Below are 21,741 nucleotides of genomic sequence, written 5' to 3' on the forward strand. Positions count from 1 at the left end.
TGTGCACGGTGACGGTCAGTTCGCCGGGGGCCGGGCAGCTCAGGTCCAGGCGCAGCGGGGCCGGGCTGGGTTGCCGGCCGGCCTGGCGCGGGCGCACCAGTATCAGCAGGCAGCGCCCCTGTTGCGCGCCGAGATGCAGGCGCCGCAGGGTGCCCGCCGGCAACGGCCCGCCCGGGGCCCACAGCAACGCCAGCCGCACGGTGTCGCCGGCGATCGCTTCGAAGCTGGCGCGCAGCAGGGTGGCGCGGTCGCCGCTGCGCAGGATCAGCAGGTCGTCCAGGGGCACCCCGGCCCGGGCCAGCATGGTGGCGGAAGGCCGCATCGGCGGGTTGGCGATCAGGCGGGCGCCGGGGCCGTCGCTGGCCAGCACCGGCAGCAGCAGATGCAGCACCGCCGGGCAGGGCAGGGGGCAGAGCAGCTCCACCAGGCCCTGTTCCGGCCAGCCGCCGCCGGCCAGGATCCGGTCCAGGTCGTTGAAACCGGTGCTTTGCCCCTGGCCGGTACCGGTGCTTTCGCGGCCCCACCAGGTGTCCCTGCGGGCCAGCAATTGTTGCAAGAAATCAGGCGGCATGGGCGGCATGAAGGGAAATCCGGAGTGTTTGAGATACTGTACATAAGAACAGTATCCGTAAGCCGGCGAAGGGTCAATGGGAAAGGCTGTGCTGAGCGGTCAAGCGGCGCTGTCAGGGTAAACATATTGTATTGCCCGGGGCTCTTGAGTAGCTTCAAGGCATCCCCGAGCTCGACGAGATTTCCCGATGTCATCACAACAACAAACAGCGCGCCGATTGTCCTCGGCCTTTCAGCAGGGCGTGACCCGGCGGCGGTTCCTGAAGTGGGGCCTGGTCGGCAGTGCCGGCGTGGCCGCCGCCGCCGCGGGCGGCTTCGCGCTGCTGCGCCTGTCGCCCCTGGACGACCGGCCGAAACCGGACTGGGCCGACGGCCTGAGCCGCCAGGAATACCATCTGTTCGACCGGGCACGGGTGGCGTTGCTGCCCACCGTGGGCACCGATCTCACGCCCAGCGACCAGGTGCCGGTGGTGCGCAATGTGCAGGGCATTCTCGGCTTCATGGACGCGGCCACCCGCAAGGACGTGGCCACCGGGCTGACGCTGTTCGATAACGCCGCGGTGTTTTTCCACGGCAAGCGCTTCGTGGATCTGGACGAGGCCACCGCCCGCGATTATTTCGACGCCTGGAGCCGGGGCAATGTGGTGCAGCGCACCCTGGGCACGGTGATCAAGCAGCTCACCTACACCTCCTACTGGCGTGACGAAAGCACCTGGGGGCCGGTGGAATTCGACGGCCCGGTGTCCGACCGCTGGGGCATCGCCTATCTGGGCAACGCGCCCCTGCCGGATCAGCAATCGGAGCAAGCCACTGAGGAGGGCAACGCATGAGCGAAGTGCAATGGCGGTCTTCCGGCTTGTCGGTGACCGAAGCGAAGGACATTAAACAGAGTGCGCTGACCCTGGACGCGGACGTGGTGATCGTCGGCTCCGGCGCCGGCGGCGCGGTGGCCGGCTATGAGCTGGCCCGGCGCGGCAAGAAGGTGGTGATTCTGGAAGCGGGGCCCTATGTCCCCTCGAAAGACTTTACCGAGCGCTTCCCGGAAAGCCTGGAAACCCTGTACCAGGACCACGGCGGCCAGACCAATAAAAGCGGCGACCTGCTGGTGTTGCAGGGCGCCTGCGTGGGCGGCTCCACGGTGGTGAACGGCTGCGTGTGCTTCCGCACCCCGGACTTTATTCTGCAGGACTGGCAGCGGGATTTCGGGCTCAGCGATCTGACCGCCGAAGAACTGGCGCCGTATTTCGACCGGGTGGAAAAGAACCTCTCCATCGAGGAAAACAAGGAGCACGAGATCGCCCGCCACGGCCAGCTGATCCGCGCCGGCGCCAACAAGCTGGGCTGGTCGGTGAAACCGTTCAAACGCAATATTCGTGAATGCGCGCTCACCGGGCACTGCCTGTCCGGCTGCAAGACCGAACGCAAGCAGTCCATGCTGGTCAGCTATCTGCCCTGGGCCACCGCCCACGGCGCCCGCATTTACGCCGACACCCGCGTCACCGAGGTGCTGGCCGACGGCGGCCGGGCGCGCGGTGTGCGCGCCGAGGTCACCGGTCACGACGGCGCCAAGGTGGCGGACATGACGGTCAACGCGGAGCGGGTGATCCTCGCCGCCGGTGCCGTGCAGACGCCCTTGCTGCTGTTGAAGGGCGGCCTGGCCAACCGGTCCGGGCAGGTGGGCAAGAACTTCGCCTGCCACCCGTCGCTGTATGTGTCGGCGCGCTATCCGAAGCCGGTGCACGCCTGGCGCGGCGCCATGCTGGGCGTGTACGTGGACGAGTTTCTGCACCCGGACAAGGGCGGTTTCGTGCTGGAGGACGGCGGCGCCGGCCTGGCGGAACTGAGCATGACCGCGGAGCCGGGCACCGGCGAGCCGTTCATGCAGTTCATGAAGGACGCCAAGTACCTGGCCGGTCTGGTGACGCTGATCCACGACCACAACGTGGGCACCATCCGCTGGGAGGACGGCCGCAAGGTGATCGACTACCAGCTCGCCAACTCGGATTTTCCGTCCATGAAGCGGGCCCTGAAAGCGGCCGCCAGACTGCACCTGGCCTCCGGCGCCGAGGAAGTCTATGTGCCGTCCAGCGACAAGCGGGTGATTCGTTCCGAAGCGGATATCGACGGCGCCATCGAGGGGCTCGACAACCAGCCCCAGCACCTGCGCATGGTGAGCTACCACCCGCAGGGCAGTTGCCGCATGGGTGCCGACCCGGACACCAGCGTGGTCAACTCGGACGGCGAAACCCATGACGTGAAAGGGCTCTACGTGGCGGACGCCAGCCTGCTGCCCACCTCGATCATCGTGAACCCCCAGGTGACCGTGTACGCCCTGGCCACGCGCATCGCCGAACGCATGGCCTGATTAACGGCCCTGTCTCACCACCACCCGGTGCACGCCACCGGGTATTTTATAGCGGCGGATGTCGCTTTCGCGGGCCATGCAGGCGCCGTGCTCCGGGTTGAGCCGGCACCAGCGCACCTGCCGGCCCAGTGCCAGCGGCACGCTGAAGCGGGTGTTGTAGTTGCCGCCGGCCTGCAGCGCGATCCACAGCTGATTGGGCAGCCACTCGCAGCCGTCCTGGTTGCGGAACATGTCCAGCGGCACCTGGAAACTCAGGCTCTGGCCCTGGCGTTCAGGGCGGAACTGGGTGCCCGCCTGGGTCACCGGGCAGGTGTCTCCCTCGGACCGGTACACCACCTCGATACGCACCTGATCCGCCGGTAACGGCGGGTCGATGCTCAACTGATAGTGGCGGATATCCCGCGGAATCGGGTTGGGCGCCGGCTGGTAATCCCGCTGCGCCACCGACACGCAGCCGCTGAGCAGGAGCAGGGCGCCGAGTACCGCTGACAGCGCTGGCAGGGACCGCGACGGGCCTGGGGCCATGGTGTTCTCCTTGTGGGTCACTGGGGAGTCATTCATTGCGCCCTAGGTTATCATTGCCGGCCTTGTCCGTATTGATCGAAGGAGCAGCCATGAGTGATGCCAACAGCCAATCCGCGCAGGCGAAACAACGGCCCGGGCGCGAGGCGTTCGGCTATCTGTGCCCGGTGGACAGCCGCTGGGCGGACAATGACGTCTACGGCCATATCAACAACGTCATGTACTACAGCTACTTCGATTCCACCATCAACCGCTATCTGATCGACAAGGGTGGGCTGGATATCCATAACGGCGACGTGATCGCCTATGTGGTGAGCTCCGGCTGCGACTATTTCGAGGCCGCCGCCTATCCGGACGCGCTCACCATCGGCATGCGCGTGGACAAGCTGGGCAACAGCTCGGTGCGTTATGGTCTGGCGCTGTTCGGGGAGAGCGGTGACGCCAAGGCGCTGGGTTTCGTGGTGCATGTGTTCGTGGACCGGGAGAGCGGGCGTCCGGTGTCGATCCCGGCGCCGCTGCGCGAGGCGTTGGCGGCGATTCAGTCTTCGGGAAAATAGTTTTTTTCGGAAAAATGTAGCTCCGCCAGGAAGTAGAAACGCTCACCGAACGGTATCCGGTCCATCTCGAAGCCCACGTTGGGCTGCTGGCCAGGGAACCGCTCCGGCGTTTCCTCCAGGTCCGGGTCGTCCTGATAGATCAGCCGGGCACCGGTATCAAACCCTTCCGCGAAGTGCAGCCGGGCGAGCAGGGCGAAGCCCCGCCCGGTATCGAAACGCAGCCAGTTTTCCGCCGGCACCGGGCGCCGCAGCATGGCCCGTTCGGTGTCCGAAAGCCGGCCGTCCACCACCGCCTCCCGCTCGCCGGTCCAGCTGGTGCGCAGCCGCGCGCCCTGGAGATCGTGGCCGTCGACGCTGACCCGGGCGCGCGGGTCGCGCAGCACGGTGGCGGCGATGCCGGGCAACGCGAAGCGGCTGTGGATGGCGAGCCGGTTTTCCATCAGCACGAAGTGGTTGTGCACGGTGAGCACGCGCAGGCCGGCCACGCGCACCCGGGTGGTGGCGTACACCAGCGTCGCCAGCGGCCCTTCGATGACCTGCTGGATTTGCGGGTCCAGGTTTTCGTTGGTGAGTGTGAGGCGGGCGCCCTCGCTGAACACCCCGGCGCTGAGCCGCAGTTTTAAACTGTCCAACAGGGTCCGTTGCGGTTTGTCGTCCGGGGCGCGGTAATGCCGGTAGGTGAAATCGCCCCACTGGAACAGGTTGCCGTCCAGAAATTCCAGCCGGTAGTCCGCGGTGCGCAGGCTGAGCGGGTCGCCGTCATCGTCGCGCTCCAGGGTCACCGGCGGGGTGAAACCCTGGAACGGCGGCCGGGCCAGCACGTAGAAATAAACGGGCCGCTCGCCGTCGCTGTCGAGCGCCAGTTCACCGATTACTTCCTGGCCGGGGGAGGGCAGTCGCTCGCCGCCGTCGGCGTGGTCCACCAGCAGCCGGTCACGGGGGCCCACCCGGCCGGTCTCTCCGGCCCGGCGGCTGTCGTCATCCTCGCTGAAGTAGGGCCAGCCGCGCTGCGACCAGGCCAGCCACTGGTGGCGGACGCTGCGCAGCTCGCCGTCCCGGTAGGCGGCCACTTCCAGGCGGTCGGTACGCAGCCCGGTAAGGTCTTCCAGGGCCTCGCCCTGGAAGGTCGCCACCGCGCTTTGCGCGGTTCCGGCCAGCAGCCAGAACAGCGCGAGCAGCAGCGCCCGGCCCGTCATGATCAGGCCAGCTCGGGCCGGTCGGCGAAGTGGGCGAGCGCGTCCGGGTTGGCCAGGGCGTTGCGGTTGCGCACCTCGCGGCCGTGCACCACATCGCGCACCGCCAGCTCGACGATCTTGCCGCTCACCGTGCGCGGAATTTCCGGCACGGTGAGAATCACCGCCGGCACATGGCGCGGGCTGGCGCCGGCACGGATGGTGGTGCGGATTTTTTTCCGCAGCTCGTCGGTCAGTTCGATGCCCTCGGCGGGCACCACGAACAGCACCACGCGCACGTCGCCGTCGTACTGCTGGCCGACCACGATGGCCTCACGGATTTCCTCCAGGGTTTCCACCTGGCGGTAGATTTCGGCGGTGCCGATGCGCACGCCGCCGGGGTTGAGCACGGCGTCGGAGCGACCATGGATCACCAGGCCGTCGTGGCCGTCGTGGGGAACGATCTCGGCGTAGTCGCCGTGGGCCCAGACATTCTCGAAACGATCAAAGTAGGCGCCGTGGAAGCGCTCCTCGTCCGGGTCGTTCCAGAACGCCACCGGGCAGGCGGGGAAGGGGGCGCGGCACACCAGTTCGCCTTTTTCGCCGACCACCGGCTCGCCGTCGTCGTTATAGACCGCCACGTCCAGGCCCAGGCCCAGGCACTGCAGTTCACCCCGGTACACCGGCACCAGCGGGCTGCCCAGCGCGAAGCAGGAAATGATATCGGTGCCGCCGGAAATCGAGCTCACCAGCAGGTCCGGTTTGACCTTCTCGTAGAGGAAGTCGTAGCTCTCGTGCAGCAGCGGCGAGCCGGTGGAGTAGAGCGTGCGCAGGGTGGACAGGTCGTGGCTGTCGCGGGGCACGGCGCCGGCTTTTTCCACCGCCTGCACGAACTTGGCGCTGGTGCCGAAGTGGGTGATCTTCTCCGCGTCGATCACATCGAACAGGCGGGTGGCGTCCGGGTAGGCCGGGTTGCCGTCGTAGAGCACCAGGGTGGCGCCGGTCTGCAGGCCGCTGACCAGCCAGTTCCACATCATCCAGCCGCAGGTGGTGAAGTAGAACAGCACGTCGTCGGCGCCCAGGTCGCCGTGCAGGCGGTGCTCCTTGGCGTGCTGGATCAGGGCGCCGCCGGTGCCGTGCACGATGCACTTGGGCGCGCCGGTGGTGCCGGAGGAATAGAGAATATAAAGCGGATGGTCGAACGGCAGCTCGGCGAAGGCCGGCGGCGCCCCGGCGGCGGCCAGCCAGTCGCGCCAGTTGAGCGCCTGGCGCACCGCGCTGGTGTCGCCGCGGCCGGGAATCACGATCAGCAATTCCGGCTGCAGTTTTTCATGCAGCGCCTGGATGCGTTCGTCCAGCTCGATCCACTTGCCGTTGTACTGGTAGCCGTCGCAGGCGAACAGCACCTTGGGTTCGATCTGGCCGAAGCGGTCCAGGACACCTTCGACGCCGAAGTCCGGCGAGCAGGACGACCAGATGGCGCCGATCCAGGCGCAGCCCAGAGCGGCGATCACGGTTTCGATGCGGTTGGGCATGTAGCCGGCGACCCGGTCGCCGGGCTCAACGCTGGCGGCCTGGAGCTGCGCGGCCACCTGGCCGGCGGCCACGTGCAGGTCGTTGTAGCTGATCTGGTCACGGCGGCCGCCCTCGTCGATGCTCACCAGGGCGGTGTGGGTGTCGTGCCGGGGCAGCAGGTTCTCGGCCATGTTGATGCGCGCGTCCGGGAACCAGCGGTTGTGGCGGAACACCGGTGACGGCGCCAGCACCCGCTCGCCTTTATGGCCGCGCAGTTCGCAAAAATCCCAGACCAGATTCCAGAACGCCTCCGGCTCCGTCACCGACCAGCGGTGCAGGTCCCGGTAATCCGTGAGCGGCGTGCCGGCCAGCTGTTCGGCGCGGGCGCGGAACGCGGCGGGCTGGCCTTCGTTGAGCCGCTTTTCATCGGGCTGCCAGAGCGGGGTCGGGGTTGTTGTCATTGTGCCTCCGTTTCGGAATCCAGCGAATTGAAATCAACCAGGAGCGTGCCTTCGGCGACGCTGTCGCCATCGGCCACGTGGAAGCGTTCCACGGTGCCGGCGGCACCGGCGCGCAGGGTGTGCTCCATCTTCATGGCTTCCAGGGTGATCACCGCGTCCCCGGCGGCCACCGTGGCGCCGGCTGCCACATGGCAGGCGACGATGGTGCCGCTCATGGGCGCGATGAAGCCGTCCTGGCCGCCGGCGCGGTCGCTCTCCCGGGCCGGGTGTATCTCCACCGGGTAATCCTGACCGTGCACGAAGACCGCCGTATGTCGGGCGTCGCCATCCCGGGGTTCGATCAGGTGACCGGCCAGGCGGCGCTCGCCCCAGTGCAGCTCAAAGGCGGTGCCCCGGCGGCGCAGGTGGAAGGGCGCGGGCTCGCCGCCGTCCACCCGGGCCTGGTCATTGTCGAGCACCACGGTGTGGGCCTGCTCGCCCACCCGCAATGGGATCAGGGTGCGCTTTTGTCCCAGCGGACGCCAACCTGGCAGCGCGCCCCAGGGGTCGTTGCCGGTGGCGGGCCGTTGGGCCACGGCGCCGGCGGCGGCCACGGCGACCAGGTCGCTGTCCGCCGGCGCCGGCGTCATCAGGTCCGAGTGTTTCTCAAGCAGGCGGGTGTCCAACTCGGCGTCGGCGAACACCGGGCTGCTCAGAACCCGGTGCAGAAAGGCGGCATTGTGATGCACGCCGCTGATGGCGAGATCGTCCAGGGCCGCCACCAGCCGGCGGCGGGCCTGGTCGCGGTCGCCGCCGTGGCTGATCAGCTTGGCGATCATCGGGTCGTAATGGTCGCTGACCCGGTCGCCGGCCTCGAAGCCGCTGTCCACGCGCACCTGTTCCGGCCAGCGCAGTTGTTCCAGGCGCCCGGCGGAGGGCAGGAACTGCTGGTAGGGGTTTTCCGCGTACAGGCGCACCTCCATGGCGGCGCCGTGGCGCTGGATCTGCTCCTGGCTTTTCGGCAGCGGCCGGCCTTCGGCCACGGCCAGTTGCCAGGCGACCAGATCCTCGCCGGTGATCAGCTCGGTGACCGGGTGCTCCACCTGCAGGCGGGTGTTCATCTCCATGAAGAAGAATTCGCCTTCGGGGGAGAACAGAAACTCCACCGTGCCGGCGCCGCGATAGTCGATGGCGCGGGCGGCGCGCACCGCCGCGTCGCCGACATCCCGGCGCTGGGCCTCGGTGAGGCCGGGGGCCGGGGCTTCCTCGATGATTTTCTGGTGGCGGCGCTGCACCGAGCAGTCGCGTTCAAACAGGTGCACCGCGTTGCCGTGGTTGTCGGCGAACACCTGCACTTCCACGTGGCGGGCGGTGGGCAGGTAGCGCTCCAGCAGCACCCGGTCGTCGCCGAAGGCGTTGCGTGCCTCGCGGCGGGCGGCGGCCAGGGCTTCCTCGAAGCCGGCGGCGTTGTCCACCGCGCGCATGCCTTTGCCGCCGCCGCCGGCCACCGCCTTGATCAGCAGCGGGAAGCCGACTTTTTGCGCCTCGGCGATCAGGGTGGCGTCGTCGGCGCCTTCCCGGTCGAAGCCGGGCAGCACCGGCACGCCGCTTTGCGCCATGTGCTGGCGGGCGGCGGCCTTGTCGCCCATCAGGCGGATGGCCTCGGCGCCGGGGCCGACGAAGATCAGGCCGGCGTCCGCGCAGGCGTCGGCGAAGGTGGTGTTCTCGGACAGAAAGCCGTAGCCGGGGTGAATGGCGTCGGCGCCGCTGTCGCGGGCGGCGCGGATCACCTTGTCGATGTCCAGGTAGCTGTCCCGGGCCGGCGCCGGGCCCAGCCGCACGGCGCGGTCGGCCTCGCGCACATGGGGCGCGTCGGCGTCGATGTCGGAGTACACCGCCACCGTGGTCAGGCCCAGCTCGCGGGCGGTGCGGATAATGCGCCGGGCGATCTCGCCCCGGTTGGCGATCAATAGCGTGTTGATGGCGGCCATGGTCAGTTCCGGTTCGGTTTCCAGTTCGGCGGGCGTTTTTCCAGGAAGGCGCCCAGGCCCTCCTGGCCTTCCGCGCCGGTGCGCAGCTCGGCGATCAGGTTGGCGGTGTACTCGATCAACCCGTGGCTGACGTCGCTGTCGTCGGCGCGGTGCACCAGCTCGCGGGCGCGCCGTTGCGCTTCGGGGGCGCCGTCGAGCAGGGCGGTCACCAGTTTATCCACGGTGGCGTCCAGCTCCGCCGCCGGCACCACTTCGTGGACCAGGCCGAGCCGGCCGGCGCGGGGGGCGTCGATCACTTCGGCGGTCATGACGTAGCGGCGCGCCTGGCGGGCGCCCAGGGCGCGCACCACATAGGGCGCGATCACCGCCGGCAGAATGCCCAGCTTCACTTCGCTGAGGCAGAAGCGGGCGTCGTCGGCGGCCACCGCGATGTCCGCCGCGCAGATCAACCCCAGGGCCCCGCCGTAGGCGGCGCCCTGGACCCGGGCGATGACCGGTTTGCCGGCCCGGTCGATGGTGTCCATCAGGGTGGCCAGGCGCAGGGCGTCGGCGCGGTTTTCCTGCTCGTCGAGGGCGCCCATGGCGCGCATCCAGTTGAGGTCGGCGCCGGCCGAGAAATGCTTGCCGGCGGCGTCCAGCACGATCACCCGGCCATCGTCGCCACCGGCCTGCTGGAAGGCGTCGATCAGCGTTTCGATGATGGTGTTGTCGAAGGCGTTGCGTTTGTCCGGGTTGTTCAGGGTGATGTGGGTGACCGGGCCCCGGCGGGTGGTTTGCACACTCATGGTTGTCTCCCTCACATGCGGAACACGCCGTAGCGCGTCTCTTCGATGGGTGCATTGAGGCTGGCGGAAATGGCCAGGCCGAGAACGTCGCGGGTGTCCGCCGGGTCGATGACGCCGTCATCCCACAGACGCGCGCTGGCGTACCAGGGCTGCGCCATGGTTTCGTACTGGGCGGTCATGTCGTCCTGAAAACGCTGGGCGTCCTGGTCGCTCCAGTGTTCGCCTTTCTTTTTCAGCGACGCGGCTTTTACCTGGGTGAGCACGCTGGCGGCCTGTTCGCCGCCCATCACCGAGATGCGCGCGTTGGGCCACATGAACATAAAGCGCGGGTCGTAGGCGCGCCCGCACATGCCGTAGTTGCCGGCGCCGAAGCTGCCGCCGGTGATCACGGTGAACTTGGGCACGCTGGCGCAGGCCACCGCGTTGACCATCTTGGCGCCGTGCTTGGCGATGCCTTCCGCTTCGTATTTCTTGCCCACCATGAAGCCGGTGATGTTCTGCAGGAACAGCAGCGGAATCTTGCGCTGGTTGCACAGCTCCACGAAGTGGGCGCCCTTGAGCGCGGACTCGGAATAGAGCACGCCGTCGTTGGCGAGAATGCCCACCGGAAAGCCGTGGATGCGGGCGAAGCCGGTGACCAGGGTGGTGCCGTAGTTGGCCTTGAATTCGTCCAGGTCGGAGTCGTCGACGATGCGCGCGATCAGTTCCCGGGCCGGCATCGGCGAACGGGTGGTGGGCGGAATCAGGCCGTACAGTTCGTCCGGCTCATAGGCCGGCGGCCGGGCCGGGCGCACCTCCAGCTGCTCCGGCTTGTGCCAGTTGAGCCGGCCGATGCAGCGGCGCGCCAGGTCCAGCGCATGGGGTTCGTCGTCGGCCAGATGGTCGGCGACGCCGGACTGCTCGCCGTGCAGGGCGGCGCCGCCCAGCTCCTCGGCGCTGACCACTTCACCGGTGGCGGCTTTCACCAGCGGCGGGCCGGCCAGGAACACGGTGGAGTGGTTGCGCACCATGATCACTTCGTCGGCCATGGCCGGCACATAGGCGCCGCCGGCGGTGCAGGAGCCCAGCACCACGCTGATCTGCGGAATACCGCGCGCCGACATATTGGCCATGTTGAAAAAGATACGCCCAAAGTGATCCCGGTCCGGGAACACCTCATCCTGACGCGGCAGGTTGGCGCCGCCGGAGTCCACCAGGTAGACGCAGGGCAGCCGGTTCTCGGCGGCCACCGCCTGGCAGCGCAGGTGTTTTTTCACGGTCAGTGGGTAGTAGCTGCCGCCTTTCACCGTGGGATCATTGGCGACGATCATGCACTCCACGCCGGCCACCCGGCCGATGCCGCCGACACAGCCGGCGGCGGGCACGTCCTCACCGGGGTAGACGCCGTCGGCGGCCAGCGCCGACAGCTCCAGGAAAGGGGAGCCCGGGTCGAGCAGGTGCTGGATGCGCTCGCGCACCGGCAGCTTGCCCTTGTCGCGCAGGCGCGCTTCGGCGGCCTCGCCGCCGCCATGGGCGATGCGGTCGAGTTTTTCCTTCAGGGTGTCACGCAGCGCCAGATTGTGTTCGCGGTACTGGCCGTATTCCGGCGCGCTTTTGTTGAGCTGGCTGATGATTTTGGGCATGGCTCAGGCGGTCTCGTTGAACAGTTCGCGGCCGATCAACATACGGCGGATTTCACTAGTCCCGGCGCCTATTTCATAAAGCTTGGCGTCGCGCAGCAGGCGGCCGGTGGGGTATTCGTTGATGTAGCCGTTGCCGCCCAGGCACTGGATCGCGTCCAGGGCCATTTGCGTGGCGTTCTCGGCGCAGTAGAGGATGGCGCCGGCGGCGTCCTTGCGGCTGCTGTGGCCGGCGTCGCAGTTGCGCGCCACCTGGTAGAGGTAGGCGCGGCTGGCGTTGAGGGTCACGTACATATCGGCGAGCTTGCCCTGCATCAGCTGGAATTCGCCGATCGCCTGGCCGAACTGCTTGCGCTCATGGACGTAGGGCAGCACCACATCCAGGCAGGCCTGCATGATGCCGGTGGCGCCGCCGGACAGCACGGTGCGCTCATAGTCCAGGCCGCTCATCAAAACGCGCACGCCCTGGTTCAGTTCGCCGAGAATGTTTTCCTCCGGCACTTCGCAGTTTTCGAACACCAGCTCGCAGGTGTTGGAGCCGCGCATGCCCAGCTTGTCCAGCTTCTGGGCGCGGGAGAAACCGGGGAAGTCGCGCTCGACAATAAAGGCGGTGATGCCGCGCGGGCCGGCGTCCGGTTCGGTCTTGGCGTAGATCACATAGGTGTGGGCGTCGGGGCCGTTGGTGATCCACATCTTGTTGCCGTTGAGCAGATAGCGGTCGCCTTTCTTTTCCGCGCGCAGGCCCATGCTGACCACGTCGGAACCGGCGCCGGGCTCGCTCATGGCGAGCGCGCCGATGTGCTCGCCGCTGACCAGCTTGGGCAGGTACTTCTGGCGCTGGGCGTCGTTGCCGTTGAGATAAATCTGGTTCACGCACAGGTTGGAGTGGGCGCCGTAGGACAGGCCGATGGACGCGGAGGCCCGGGAGATTTCCTCCATCACCAGGGTGTGGGCCAGGTAGCCCAGGCCGGCGCCGCCGTATTCCTCGCCCACGGTGACACCCAGCACGCCCAGATCGCCGAGCTTCTTCCACAGCTCGTTGGGGAACAGGTTGTCCTGATCCACGCGCGCGGCGATCGGTGCGATCTCCTTGCGGGCGAAGGCGCGGGCGCTGTCCTGCAGCGCGGTGAGGGTGTCGTCGAACTGAAAATCCAGGCCGCCGTTAAACATCGCTTTCCTCCAATTCCTTCAGCGCCTGCCTGGCGCGTTCCTCGGCCGCGTCCAGATCCTGTTGCATGATCTGGATGTCGACCAGTTGCTGTTGTAGCTGGGTACGTTTCTCTTCGATTTTTTCAAGCAGGGCACCGAGCTGCTGGCGGTTGTCGCCGGTGGGCTGGTAGAGGCGGATCAGATCGCCGGATTCCGCCAGCGAGAAGCCCAGGCGTTTACCGCGCAGGATCAGCTTCAGGGCGACCCGGTCCGCCGGCGAATAAATGCGCGTCTGGCCGCGCCGGCGGGGCGTAAGCAGGCCCTGGTCTTCGTAAAAACGGATGGTGCGCGTGGTCACGTCGAATTCCCGTGCCAGCTCGCCGATGCCGTAGCTTTGCTTGAGTGTCATGGCGGAAAAGATTAGGGGAAGTTTACGTTAACGTAAAGTGGCCTGTCCGGTTGGACGGTGTTACCTTTAGCGCCTTCTTCGTCCGAGGATGGTGGACGGGTGATTTACCGAAAAGATCGCAAGGTTCTGAAACGAGTCGACTACGGGGCCGCCAAGAACTCTCTGATGGGGGTGTTGGCGGCCCTTGTGGTTTATGCGTTGGTGACCGCCTGGGGCGGTGTGTACCGGGCTTACGAGCTGGAGACGCTGATCGCCGGCGGCGCCGTGGTGCTGGTGACCGCCTACCGGCTGTGGCTGGTGGCGCGCTTTGACGCCCTCTACGGCGCCGGGCCGGCGCGCTGGCGCCGGCTGTTCGCGCTCGGCCTGATTCTGCACGCCCTGGTCTGGGGGGTATTGCCCGCCTGGCTGGTGTGGCGGGTCGGCACCGGCTTCAACGTCTTCGTGGTGATCCTCTATAACGTCGGTGTGACCACCGCGCTGGGCAGCTCCTGGATGGCCGGCCTGCGGGTGCGGCAGGTGTATATCCTGCTGATGTTCCTGCCGCTGATCGCCTCGCTGTTCCTGGCCGCCGGGCTGCAGGAGTGGCTGCTGGGCCTGCTGGTCACCTCCTACACCTTCTATCTGTTCCGTCTTTACCGGGGCCAGTACGAGCTGTTCTGGCACGCGGTCACCCGCGAGCGCCGTGGTTCCCCCGAGCGGCGCCGGGACCTGCCGGCCAACACCGACATCCAGCTCAGCCTGGTATACCGGCTCGCCCATGAATTGCGCACGCCGATGAATTCGGTGATGGGCATGATGTCGCTGCTGGAGGACACCCGGCTCAGTGACGAGCAGCAGGAATACCTGCAGGTGGCGGGGCAGAGCGGCAAGCTGATGATCAGCCTGATCGACGACGTGCTGGACTACTCCCGGATTCTCACCGGGCGCATCACCCTGAGCCCGGACTATTTCGACCTGCGCGGCGCCCTGGAGCAGACCCTGGAAGCCTTCGGCCCCATGGCCCAGTCCAAGAATCTGGAGCTGTCGGCGGTGGTGGACCGCATGCTGCCGAAACGGGTGCGCGGCGACCGGGACCGTCTGCTGCAGGTGCTCACCAATCTGCTCAGCAACGCGATCAAATTCAGCGAGCGCGGCGAAATACGCCTGGACGTGGATTTCACCACCGAAGGGGAAAGCGACGGCGTGCTGCGGGTGCGGGTCAGTGACCAGGGCCAGGGCATGGACACCGAGACCCTCAAGCATCTGTTCGAGGATCAGTTCCTGGCCGGTGCCCAGGACGCCTTCAGCACCCGGCACGCGGGCTTCGGGCTGCTGGTCTGCAAGGGTCTGATCGAGGCCATGGGCGGCATGATCGGCGCCGAAAGCAATCCCGGCGAAGGCTCCACGTTCTGGTTCACGGTGCGCCTGGGCATGCAGGCGAACATGAGCGAGAGCACCAAGCTGGCCGGCGCCGTGGGCCAGGTGCAGGGCCTGGCGGTGGGCACCAGCAGCGGCTCCCTGGCCTGTCTGCAGGAAGAATTCGAAGCACTGGGCAGCTACTGCCAGGGCGCCCGGGATTACGACCAGGCGTTGCAGGCGGTGCGCGCCGGTCACCGCGAGCACAGCGAGTTTGAGTTGCTGCTGGTGGACACCCACGGGCGCCGGGAATCGGCGCTGAACCTGTGCCGCACCGTGCTGGAAGACCCCGGGCTGCGGCCGGTGAAGCTGATGCTGATCTGCGCCATCGAAGAGCGCGGCGAGCCGGCGGTGCAGCGGCTGGTGGACAAGCACGGGCTGGTGGTGCTGGTGCGCCCGGTTCATCGCACCGGGTTGCGCGTGGCGCTGGGCAAGTTGCTGGGCGTGCCGCGCCAGATGCCGGTGCCGGACCTGCCCACCGAAACCCCGGAAGAGCGCGAGCGCCGCAGGCTTTACCGGCTGTTGCTGGTGGAAGACAACGAGGTCAATCAGCTGGTCACCCGTGGCATGCTCGGCAAGCTCGGCTATCAGGTTAAGACGGTCAATAACGCGGAAACCGCTCTCGCGCTGTTGGAGCAGGAAAGCTTCGATCTGATCCTGATGGACTGCATGATGCCGGAGCTGGACGGCTTCACCGCCACCCGCACCCTGCGCGAAAGAGAGCAGGCCGCGGAGCGCACCCGCACCCCGGTGATCGCGATCACCGCCAACACCGCCGAGGGCGTTCAGGCCAAGTGTCTGGCCGCCGGCATGGATGACTTTCTCGCCAAACCCGTGCATCTTCAAGAGCTGGAAACCGTGCTGCGGCGCTGGTTGCTCCACGACGTGGATACCGACGGGGAAGGTAACGACGACGAATGACAACAACGAGGGAACTGCCATGAGCCGACGGGCCCTGCTGTTGGGCGCCACCGGTCTGGTTGGCGGGCATTGTTTGCGCCTGCTGCTGGATTGCGACGCCTACCAGGAAGTACGGGTGCTGACGCGCCGGCCGCTGGGGATCGACCATCCGAAACTGATCGAGAAGGTGGTGGAGCCGGCGCAATTCGACAAGGAAACCGAATATTTTCAGGTCGATGACGTGTTCTGCGCGCTCGGCACCACCCTGAAGCAGGCCGGCTCCAAGGAAGCGTTCCGCGCGGTGGACCTGGATCTGATCACCGCGGTGGGCCGCGCGGCGCGCGACGCCGGCGTGCAGCGCTTTATGATGGTGTCGGCGGTCAATGCCAATGCCCATTCGCCGTTTTTCTATGCGCGCACCAAGGGGCAGGCGGAACGCGAACTGAAAGCACTGAAGCTGCCGTTGCTGGCGCTGTTCCAGCCGTCTCTGCTGCTCGGCGAGCGGGAGCGGCCGCGTCCGGTGGAAGCGTTCGGGATTCGTTTTTCCAAAATCATCGACCCGATCACCCGCTGGACCGACGCGCACTGGCTGCCGGTGAGCGGCGAGCGGGTCGCCGAGGCGCTGGTGGGCATGGCGCTGGAAGGCCCGGCCACCGGGGTCTACCGGGTGCGCTTCCGCGATTTCGTGGTGTACGCCGGCAAGTTTCGTGAAAAATACCCACGGGCTGTGTCTTAACGTAGAAGGAGTAAAGATGAGTTTCGTCACCTGTGATTTGTGCGACGACAACGCGGACCTGGTGTCCGTGGTCACCGGCCTTAACTGGTTCAGCTACGGGGGCCGCGGCGCCTTCGGCGGTGAAATCGTCACGGTGAAATGCTTTGAGGACAATTCCCGCGTCAAGGAACACCTGGGCACCGACGGTAAAGGCAAGGTGCTGGTGGTGGACGGCGGCGGCAGCCTGCGCAACGCCCTGATCGGCGACATGATCGCCGAGAACGCGGTGAAGAACGGCTGGGAAGGCGTGATCATCCACGGCGCCTGCCGCGATGTGGATGAACTGGCCAAGCTGGATATCGGCGTGCTGTCCCTGGGCTGCGTGCCGATCAAATCGGTGCGCCGGGACGAGGGCCAGCTGAACATCGACATCACCTTCGGCGGGGTGACGTTCCGCCCGGGCGAGTTCGTCTACGCCGACAACAACGGTGTGATCACCGCCCCCAAGGCCCTGATTTAAAGGGGCGCGGGCGGGTTTTGCGAAAATTTATAGTTTATTGACGTTTATCCCCGTCCGCCCGGTTGTCACACGGTTAACATCTGTCTGATGATAGCGGCGTCGAGCCGGTCCAGGCTCGGCGACATCAGGCAGCGGAGTTGTATACATGGAGCGTTTTCGTTGGTGGCCGATGCTGATGCTGTGGCTGGCCCTGGCGGCCTTGCCGCTTCCGGCGTCGGGGTTCTCTTTTGAGGATGTGATCGACAAGGCCAGGGCGCTGGCCGATGAATCCTACCAGGCACCGACGCCCATTCCCGCCTTTCTCCGTGAGCTCACCTACGAGCAGTACCAGGGCATCCGCTTCAAGTCGGAAAACAGCCTTTGGATCAAAAGCGACGCCCGCTTCCAGGTGATGCTGATGTCGCCGGGCCTGTACTTCAAGCATCCGGTGGTGCTCCACGAAGTGGATGCCGAGGGTGTCCGCCCGATCACCTACAACAAAACCGACTACAGCTACACCAACGAAGAGCTGGCCAAGCGTATCCCCGCGGATCTCGGCCACGGCGGCTTCAAGCTCACCTATCCGTTGCAGGGCCCGGACAGCCGCAACCAGTTTCTGGTGTTCGCCGGCGCCAGCTACTTCCGCGCCGTCGGCCGTGACAACAGCTTCGGCTTATCCGCCCGGGGCGTGGCGGTGAACACCGGGCTGCCCTCCGGCGAGCAGTTTCCCTCGTTCACGGAATTCTGGCTGGTGCGCCCGGACGCCAAGTCGGAAACCATGACCGTGTATGCCTTGCTGGACGGCCGCAGCCTCACCGGCGCCTACCGGTTCGACGTGCGCACCGGCGATAACACCGTGATGGACGTGCAGTCCCGTCTGTTCATTCGCAGCGACATCGAGAAACTGGGCATCGCGCCGCTCACCAGCATGTTTTTCTACGGCGGCAACACCGCCCGTCCGCGCGGCGAGTGGCGGCCCCGGGTGCACGATTCCGGCGGCCTGCTGGTTCATAACGGGGTCAGCGGCGAGTGGCTGTGGCGGCCGCTGCTGAATCCGAAAAGCCTGAAACTGGACTATTTCCAGACCGAATCGGTGCAGGGCTTCGGCTTGATGCAGCGGCAGACCAACTTCGAGGATTTCCAGGATTACGGCGCCAACTATCATCGCCGCCCGAGTGCCTGGGTGAAGCCCAAGGGCGACTGGGGCAAGGGCAGGGTGGTGCTGGTGCAACTGCCCACCAACAACGAAACCAACGATAACATCGTGGCGTTCTGGACCCCGGACGAGCCGGTCCGCGAAGGCCAGTCGCTGTCGTTCGATTATTCCCTCAAGGTGGGCGGGCCGTCGGTGAGCGGCGGCGACCGGGCGCGCGCCGAGAGAACCTTCGTCGGCGACGGCAACCGGGTCGGCGGCGGCACCGTGGAGGGCGCCTACCGGGTGATCGTGGATTTCGCCGGCGGGCCGCTGAAGGATCTGTCCGCCGACGCGCCGGTGACCAGCGCCGTGACCGCCGGCGGCGACGCCGAAGTGATCGAGCATTTCGTCGAATTCCTCAGCCCGGTGAATCGCTGGCGGCTGTCGATTCTGGCGAAGCCGGCGGAGGGCCAGCCGCTGGCGTTGCGCGCCTTCCTCAAGAACGAGGAGGAGGCGGTTTCCGAAACCTGGTCCTATGACATCCCCGCCGACAACGACATTCTGGGCGAGGCCCGCTGATGCCGTATCACGAGGTGGAAGAGACACTGGCGCGGGCGCTCACCTATCTGCGCCTGTCCGGAATCAGGGTGACGCCGGAGGTGGCGCGGCGCGCGCTGCGGCTGGTGGACAGCGCCCTGGAAGAGGGGGAGCAGCGGCTGCTGGCCCGGGTGATGGAGCGGCTGCCGGACACCTTTCCCTTGCCGGAAGAGGCGCTGCCCCCGCAAACACCACCGCTGCACCACGCCAGCGTTCATTACGCGGATTCGCTATGAGCGGGGCCGGCGAGGCGGAATCGGTGCCCGACCTCACCGGCCGCTGGAAGGCGGTGGCGGTGATGCGCCGCACGGTGCTTACCCTGCTGGTGGTCAGCCAGACCCTGGCCGGTGTTTACGGCATGCTGTCGGTGCTGCCTTACCACGGCGGCGATCTGCTGGAACAAAGTATTCTGCTGTTGTTCGCGCTGCTGTTCGCCTGGATCTCGGTGGGCTTCTGGACCGCCATGCTGGGCTTCTACATGCGCCGCCGGGGCGGTGATCCGCAATCGCTGGCGCGTCGGCATGATGCCGCCACCCTGGCGGCCACACCCCTGGCCCGCACCGCGCTGGTGCTGCCGATCTACAACGAGCCGGTGGACCGCACCCTGGCCGGCCTGCGCGCCACGGTGGAATCCCTGCGTGCCAGCGGTCAGCTCGACCATTTCGATTTTTATATTCTTTCCGACAGCCGTGACGCGGACGTGTGGCTGGCGGAACGGGCCGGCTGGTACGCGCTGTGCCGGGAGCTGGGCCTGGAAGGCCGTCTGTTCTACCGGCACCGGCCGGTCAACCTGAACTTCAAAAGCGGCAACGTGGCCGATTTTCTGCGCCGCTGGGGCGCCGACTACCGCTACATGGTGGTGCTGGACGCGGACAGCGTGATGGGGGGCGACACCCTGGTGCGCATGGTGCGGCACATGGAGCTGGCGCCGCGCATCGGCATTCTGCAAAGCAGCCCCTCATTGATCAACGCCCGGTCCGCGTTCGCCCGTTTTCAGCAGTTCGCCAACCGCATCTACGGGCCCCTGTTCAGCACCGGCCTGGCCGCGCTGCAACTGGGTGAAGCGGCCTACTGGGGCCATAACGCCATTATCCGCACCGAGCCGTTCATGGCCCACTGCGGCCTGCGCCGCTTGTCCGGGTTCGGCCTGTTCAAAGGCTCGATCATGAGCCATGACTTCGTCGAGGCCGCCTATATGGGCCGCGCCGGTTACCAGGTGTGGATGGAGCCGGAACTCCACGAGAGCTACGAAGAGTCGCCACCCACCCTGGTGGACGAGCTCACCCGTGACCGGCGCTGGACCAAGGGCAACATGCAGCACATCTGGCTGTTGTTCTTCGGCCGCCGCATCCGCTTCGCGCACCGCATGGCGTTTATCAACGGTATCCTTTCCTACCTGGCGTCGCCGGTGTGGTTCGTGTTTCTGGTGCTCACCAGCATCGAGGCCACGCGGTTGACGCTGTGGCCGATCGATTACTTCCCGGATCCGCAGAACAGCATGTTCCCGGTGTGGCCGGAATGGCATCCGCACTGGGCGGTGGCGATGATCCTGAGTACCTTTTTCCTGCTGTTTTTTCCGAAATTCCTGGCGGTGGCGGATGTGCTGCTCAGCGGTGGCCGGCGGCAGTTCGGCGGCTTCTGGAAGCTGCTGCTGTCGGTGTTTCTGGAGCTGTTCGTGTCCATGCTGCTGGCGCCGATCCGCATGTTGGCGCACAGCCGTTATGTGCTGGAGGCGCTGTTCAACGTGTCGTTGCACTGGGGCGGCCAGAACCGCACCGATGAAACCGGCTGGCTCCAGGCGCTGATCAGCCAGGCGCCGGGCACGCTGCTGGCCGCGGGCTGGGCGGCGCTGGCCCTGTGGCTGGATCCGATGTTCTTTTACTGGTCGCTGCCGGTGGCCTTGCCGCTGATCCTGGCGGCGCCCACTTCGGTCCTGCTGAGCCGGGTGGCGATCGGCCGGTGGCTGCGCGAGCGCGGTCTGCTGCTGACGCCGGAAGAGCAGCGCCTGATCCCGCTGGTGAGCACGGTGGCCGAGCCGGCGCCGCTCAACCCCACGCCATTAAGCGCCTTCGAGGTGGCGGTGATCGATCCGCGCCTCAATCGTCTGCACCGGGCCCAGGCGCGCCACCGCCGGACCGTGGAGCCGGATACCCTGCGCCAGTGGGCGCAACGCTGCCTGGAGCAGGGGCCGGCCACGCTTAACCGCTTCCAGCTCAACGCGCTGGCCCGCGACGCGGACAGCCTCGCCTGGCTGCACCGCCAGGCCTGGCGCGCCACGCCGGACGGCTATTGGGGGCGCCGCATCGGCCAACTCGGGGTGGCCGTGCGCGGAGCCTGACGGTAGGCTTTATTGAAACGCTTCCAGGGAACGAAGCCATGTTGAATACATTACAGGTAAGGGATTACATGATCCGCGACCCTTTCTTGCTCTCTCCCTCCATGTCGGTCACCGACGCCATTGCCGTGTTGCTGGCCCAGGGTCTGGCCGGCGCGCCGGTGGTGGAACAGGGCCGGCTGGTGGGCATGTTCTCCGAATCCGACGGGTTGAAGGGCGCTCTGGACGCGGGCTATCACCAGACCGGCATCGGTCTGGTGGCCGACTATATGAGCCGTGAAGTGAACCGCCTCGACTGTCACGCCACGGTTCAGGAAGCGGCGGAGATGTTTCTTCGTAACCACCGCCGTTGCCTGCCGGTGGTGGACGGCCAGCGGCTGGTGGGGCAACTGAGCCGCTGCGACATTCTGCGTGCCGTCTCCGCCCGGGCGGAGAGCATGCCGCTGGAACAGACAAGCAACTAAAACCAGGGGGAACACCATGAACCAGCCTTACGCCGCGCCGGGGTCGGATCTGGAGACCGGATCGGAACGCCGTTATCAGCCTCGCTTATTCCAGGTAAAGGGCCGTCTCGGCAGAGTGCGCTACTTCGTCTATGCCCTCACCATTACCCTGATCGTTTACCTGGTATTCGCCGCCGTGGCGGCGGTCGCCGCGATCGCCGGGCCGCCCGCTTCGGAGCCCGGCGGCGTGATGTTCTCGGTGATGATGCTGGTGCTCGCGGTGGGTGGTGTGTTCGCGGCCGTGATGAGCATTATTTACGGCGTGCGCCGGCTGAATGATATGAACGTGAGCGGCTGGCTGATCCTGCTGATGTTCGTACCGCTGGCCAACGTCGTCATGGCACTGGCGATGCTGTTCGTTCCCGGCAGCGACGGCGATAACCGGTACGGCCCCGCGCCGACCCCCAACGGTGGTGGTTTGATCGCCGCTCTGGTGATCATGCTGCTGGTGATGGTGGGGTGGATCGGCATGATCGGCGCCGTGGCGCTGCCCGCGTATCAGGATTACGTGGAGCGCGCGCAAATGCACCAGATGCAGCGCTAAAAAAAGGTTCATCGCGGATTACCG

At 66.6% G+C, this 21,741-nt stretch carries 20 protein-coding genes; 11 read left to right on the plus strand and 9 right to left on the minus strand.

The genetic code is table 11. From position 1 onward, the window contains the following. Nucleotides 1-580, minus strand: a 580-nt coding sequence (locus ISO4_RS15090) for a recombinase RecA (protein ID WP_194856744.1), incomplete at its 3' end; no start/stop codon positions are given. Between the two features lie 178 nt (nt 581-758). On the opposite strand from ISO4_RS15090, the gene ISO4_RS15095 reads away from it, so the two are divergent. Together ISO4_RS15095 and ISO4_RS15100 are read left to right on the plus strand one after the other, a co-directional pair. Beyond that, on the plus strand, nt 759-1,400 hold the full coding sequence (locus tag ISO4_RS15095) for a hypothetical protein (protein ID WP_142948835.1): 642 nt from the start codon (nt 759-761) through the stop codon (nt 1,398-1,400). Further along, nucleotides 1,397-2,935, plus strand: coding sequence for a GMC family oxidoreductase N-terminal domain-containing protein (locus ISO4_RS15100; protein WP_142948834.1), 1,539 nt, complete (start codon nt 1,397-1,399; stop codon nt 2,933-2,935). Before ISO4_RS15095 ends, ISO4_RS15100 begins: the two co-directional genes overlap by 4 nt. On the opposite strand, the gene ISO4_RS15105 is transcribed toward ISO4_RS15100, so the two are convergent. After that, nucleotides 2,936-3,460 (minus strand): hypothetical protein, encoded by a 525-nt coding sequence (locus ISO4_RS15105; protein WP_142948833.1) that lies wholly within the window; start codon nt 3,458-3,460, stop codon nt 2,936-2,938. 89 nt (nt 3,461-3,549) lie between these two features. Here ISO4_RS15105 and ISO4_RS15110 point away from each other — a divergent pair, with 89 nt between their 5' ends. Further along, nucleotides 3,550-4,014, plus strand: coding sequence for an acyl-CoA thioesterase (locus ISO4_RS15110; RefSeq protein WP_142948832.1), 465 nt, complete (start codon nt 3,550-3,552; stop codon nt 4,012-4,014). On the opposite strand, the gene ISO4_RS15115 is transcribed toward ISO4_RS15110, so the two are convergent. Genes ISO4_RS15115 through ISO4_RS15145 form a run of 7 tightly spaced genes read right to left on the minus strand, consistent with a single transcriptional unit; the run spans nt 3,996 to nt 13,094 of the window. Then, nucleotides 3,996-5,210 (minus strand): hypothetical protein, encoded by a 1,215-nt coding sequence (locus tag ISO4_RS15115; protein WP_142948831.1) that lies wholly within the window; start codon nt 5,208-5,210, stop codon nt 3,996-3,998. The genes ISO4_RS15110 and ISO4_RS15115 overlap by 19 nt on opposite strands. A 2-nt stretch (nt 5,211-5,212) precedes the next feature. Then, on the minus strand, nt 5,213-7,162 hold the full coding sequence (locus ISO4_RS15120; protein WP_142948830.1) for an acetoacetate--CoA ligase: 1,950 nt from the start codon (nt 7,160-7,162) through the stop codon (nt 5,213-5,215). Then, nucleotides 7,159-9,132, minus strand: a complete 1,974-nt coding sequence (locus ISO4_RS15125) for an ATP-binding protein (RefSeq protein ID WP_194856745.1) — start codon at nt 9,130-9,132, stop codon at nt 7,159-7,161. The genes ISO4_RS15120 and ISO4_RS15125 overlap by 4 nt, the downstream gene beginning before the upstream one ends. A gap of 2 nt (nt 9,133-9,134) precedes the next feature. Continuing rightward, complete coding sequence (locus ISO4_RS15130) at nt 9,135-9,917, minus strand: enoyl-CoA hydratase/isomerase family protein (RefSeq protein WP_142948828.1); 783 nt, start codon at nt 9,915-9,917, stop codon at nt 9,135-9,137. Between the two features lie 11 nt (nt 9,918-9,928). Further along, nucleotides 9,929-11,539, minus strand: a complete 1,611-nt coding sequence (locus ISO4_RS15135; RefSeq protein WP_194856746.1) for a carboxyl transferase domain-containing protein — start codon at nt 11,537-11,539, stop codon at nt 9,929-9,931. Nucleotides 11,540-11,542: 3 nt separating this feature from the next. Then, entirely contained in the window at nt 11,543-12,706 is a 1,164-nt protein-coding gene (locus ISO4_RS15140) for an isovaleryl-CoA dehydrogenase (RefSeq protein WP_142948826.1), read from the minus strand. Then, nucleotides 12,699-13,094, minus strand: a complete 396-nt coding sequence (locus ISO4_RS15145; RefSeq protein ID WP_142948825.1) for a MerR family transcriptional regulator — start codon at nt 13,092-13,094, stop codon at nt 12,699-12,701. The genes ISO4_RS15140 and ISO4_RS15145 overlap by 8 nt, the downstream gene beginning before the upstream one ends. A gap of 99 nt (nt 13,095-13,193) precedes the next feature. On the opposite strand from ISO4_RS15145, the gene ISO4_RS15150 reads away from it, so the two are divergent. From ISO4_RS15150 to ISO4_RS15180, 8 genes are all read left to right on the plus strand, one after another. After that, complete coding sequence (locus ISO4_RS15150) at nt 13,194-15,410, plus strand: response regulator (protein ID WP_323745395.1); 2,217 nt, start codon at nt 13,194-13,196, stop codon at nt 15,408-15,410. A 19-nt stretch (nt 15,411-15,429) separates the two neighbouring features. After that, nucleotides 15,430-16,125, plus strand: a complete 696-nt coding sequence (locus ISO4_RS15155) for an NAD(P)H-binding protein (protein WP_142948824.1) — start codon at nt 15,430-15,432, stop codon at nt 16,123-16,125. Nucleotides 16,126-16,141: 16 nt separating this feature from the next. Further along, nucleotides 16,142-16,624, plus strand: a complete 483-nt coding sequence (rraA, locus tag ISO4_RS15160; RefSeq protein ID WP_142948823.1) for a ribonuclease E activity regulator RraA — start codon at nt 16,142-16,144, stop codon at nt 16,622-16,624. 145 nt (nt 16,625-16,769) lie between these two features. Next, the gene (locus tag ISO4_RS15165) at nt 16,770-18,317 is read left to right on the plus strand and encodes a glucan biosynthesis protein G (protein ID WP_228548182.1); all 1,548 of its coding nucleotides are present in this window, start codon (nt 16,770-16,772) and stop codon (nt 18,315-18,317) included. Beyond that, a complete protein-coding gene (locus tag ISO4_RS17075) occupies nt 18,317-18,571 on the plus strand; it encodes a hypothetical protein (protein WP_228548183.1) in 255 nt (84 codons plus the stop codon). Before ISO4_RS15165 ends, ISO4_RS17075 begins: the two co-directional genes overlap by 1 nt. After that, nucleotides 18,568-20,673, plus strand: coding sequence for a glucans biosynthesis glucosyltransferase MdoH (gene mdoH, locus ISO4_RS15170; RefSeq protein ID WP_228548184.1), 2,106 nt, complete (start codon nt 18,568-18,570; stop codon nt 20,671-20,673). The genes ISO4_RS17075 and mdoH overlap by 4 nt, the downstream gene beginning before the upstream one ends. 38 nt (nt 20,674-20,711) lie before the next feature. Next, nucleotides 20,712-21,134 carry a CBS domain-containing protein gene (locus ISO4_RS15175; protein ID WP_194856748.1) on the plus strand — a complete coding sequence of 141 codons (423 nt, stop codon included), beginning with the start codon at nt 20,712-20,714 and terminating at the stop codon, nt 21,132-21,134. 16 nt (nt 21,135-21,150) lie between these two features. Beyond that, nucleotides 21,151-21,717 (plus strand): DUF805 domain-containing protein, encoded by a 567-nt coding sequence (locus ISO4_RS15180; protein ID WP_194856749.1) that lies wholly within the window; start codon nt 21,151-21,153, stop codon nt 21,715-21,717. Nucleotides 21,718-21,741: the final 24 nt, after the last annotated feature.

It is taken from the genome of Alloalcanivorax venustensis ISO4 (assembly GCF_015356855.1).
Lineage (GTDB): Bacteria > Pseudomonadota > Gammaproteobacteria > Pseudomonadales > Alcanivoracaceae > Alloalcanivorax > Alloalcanivorax venustensis.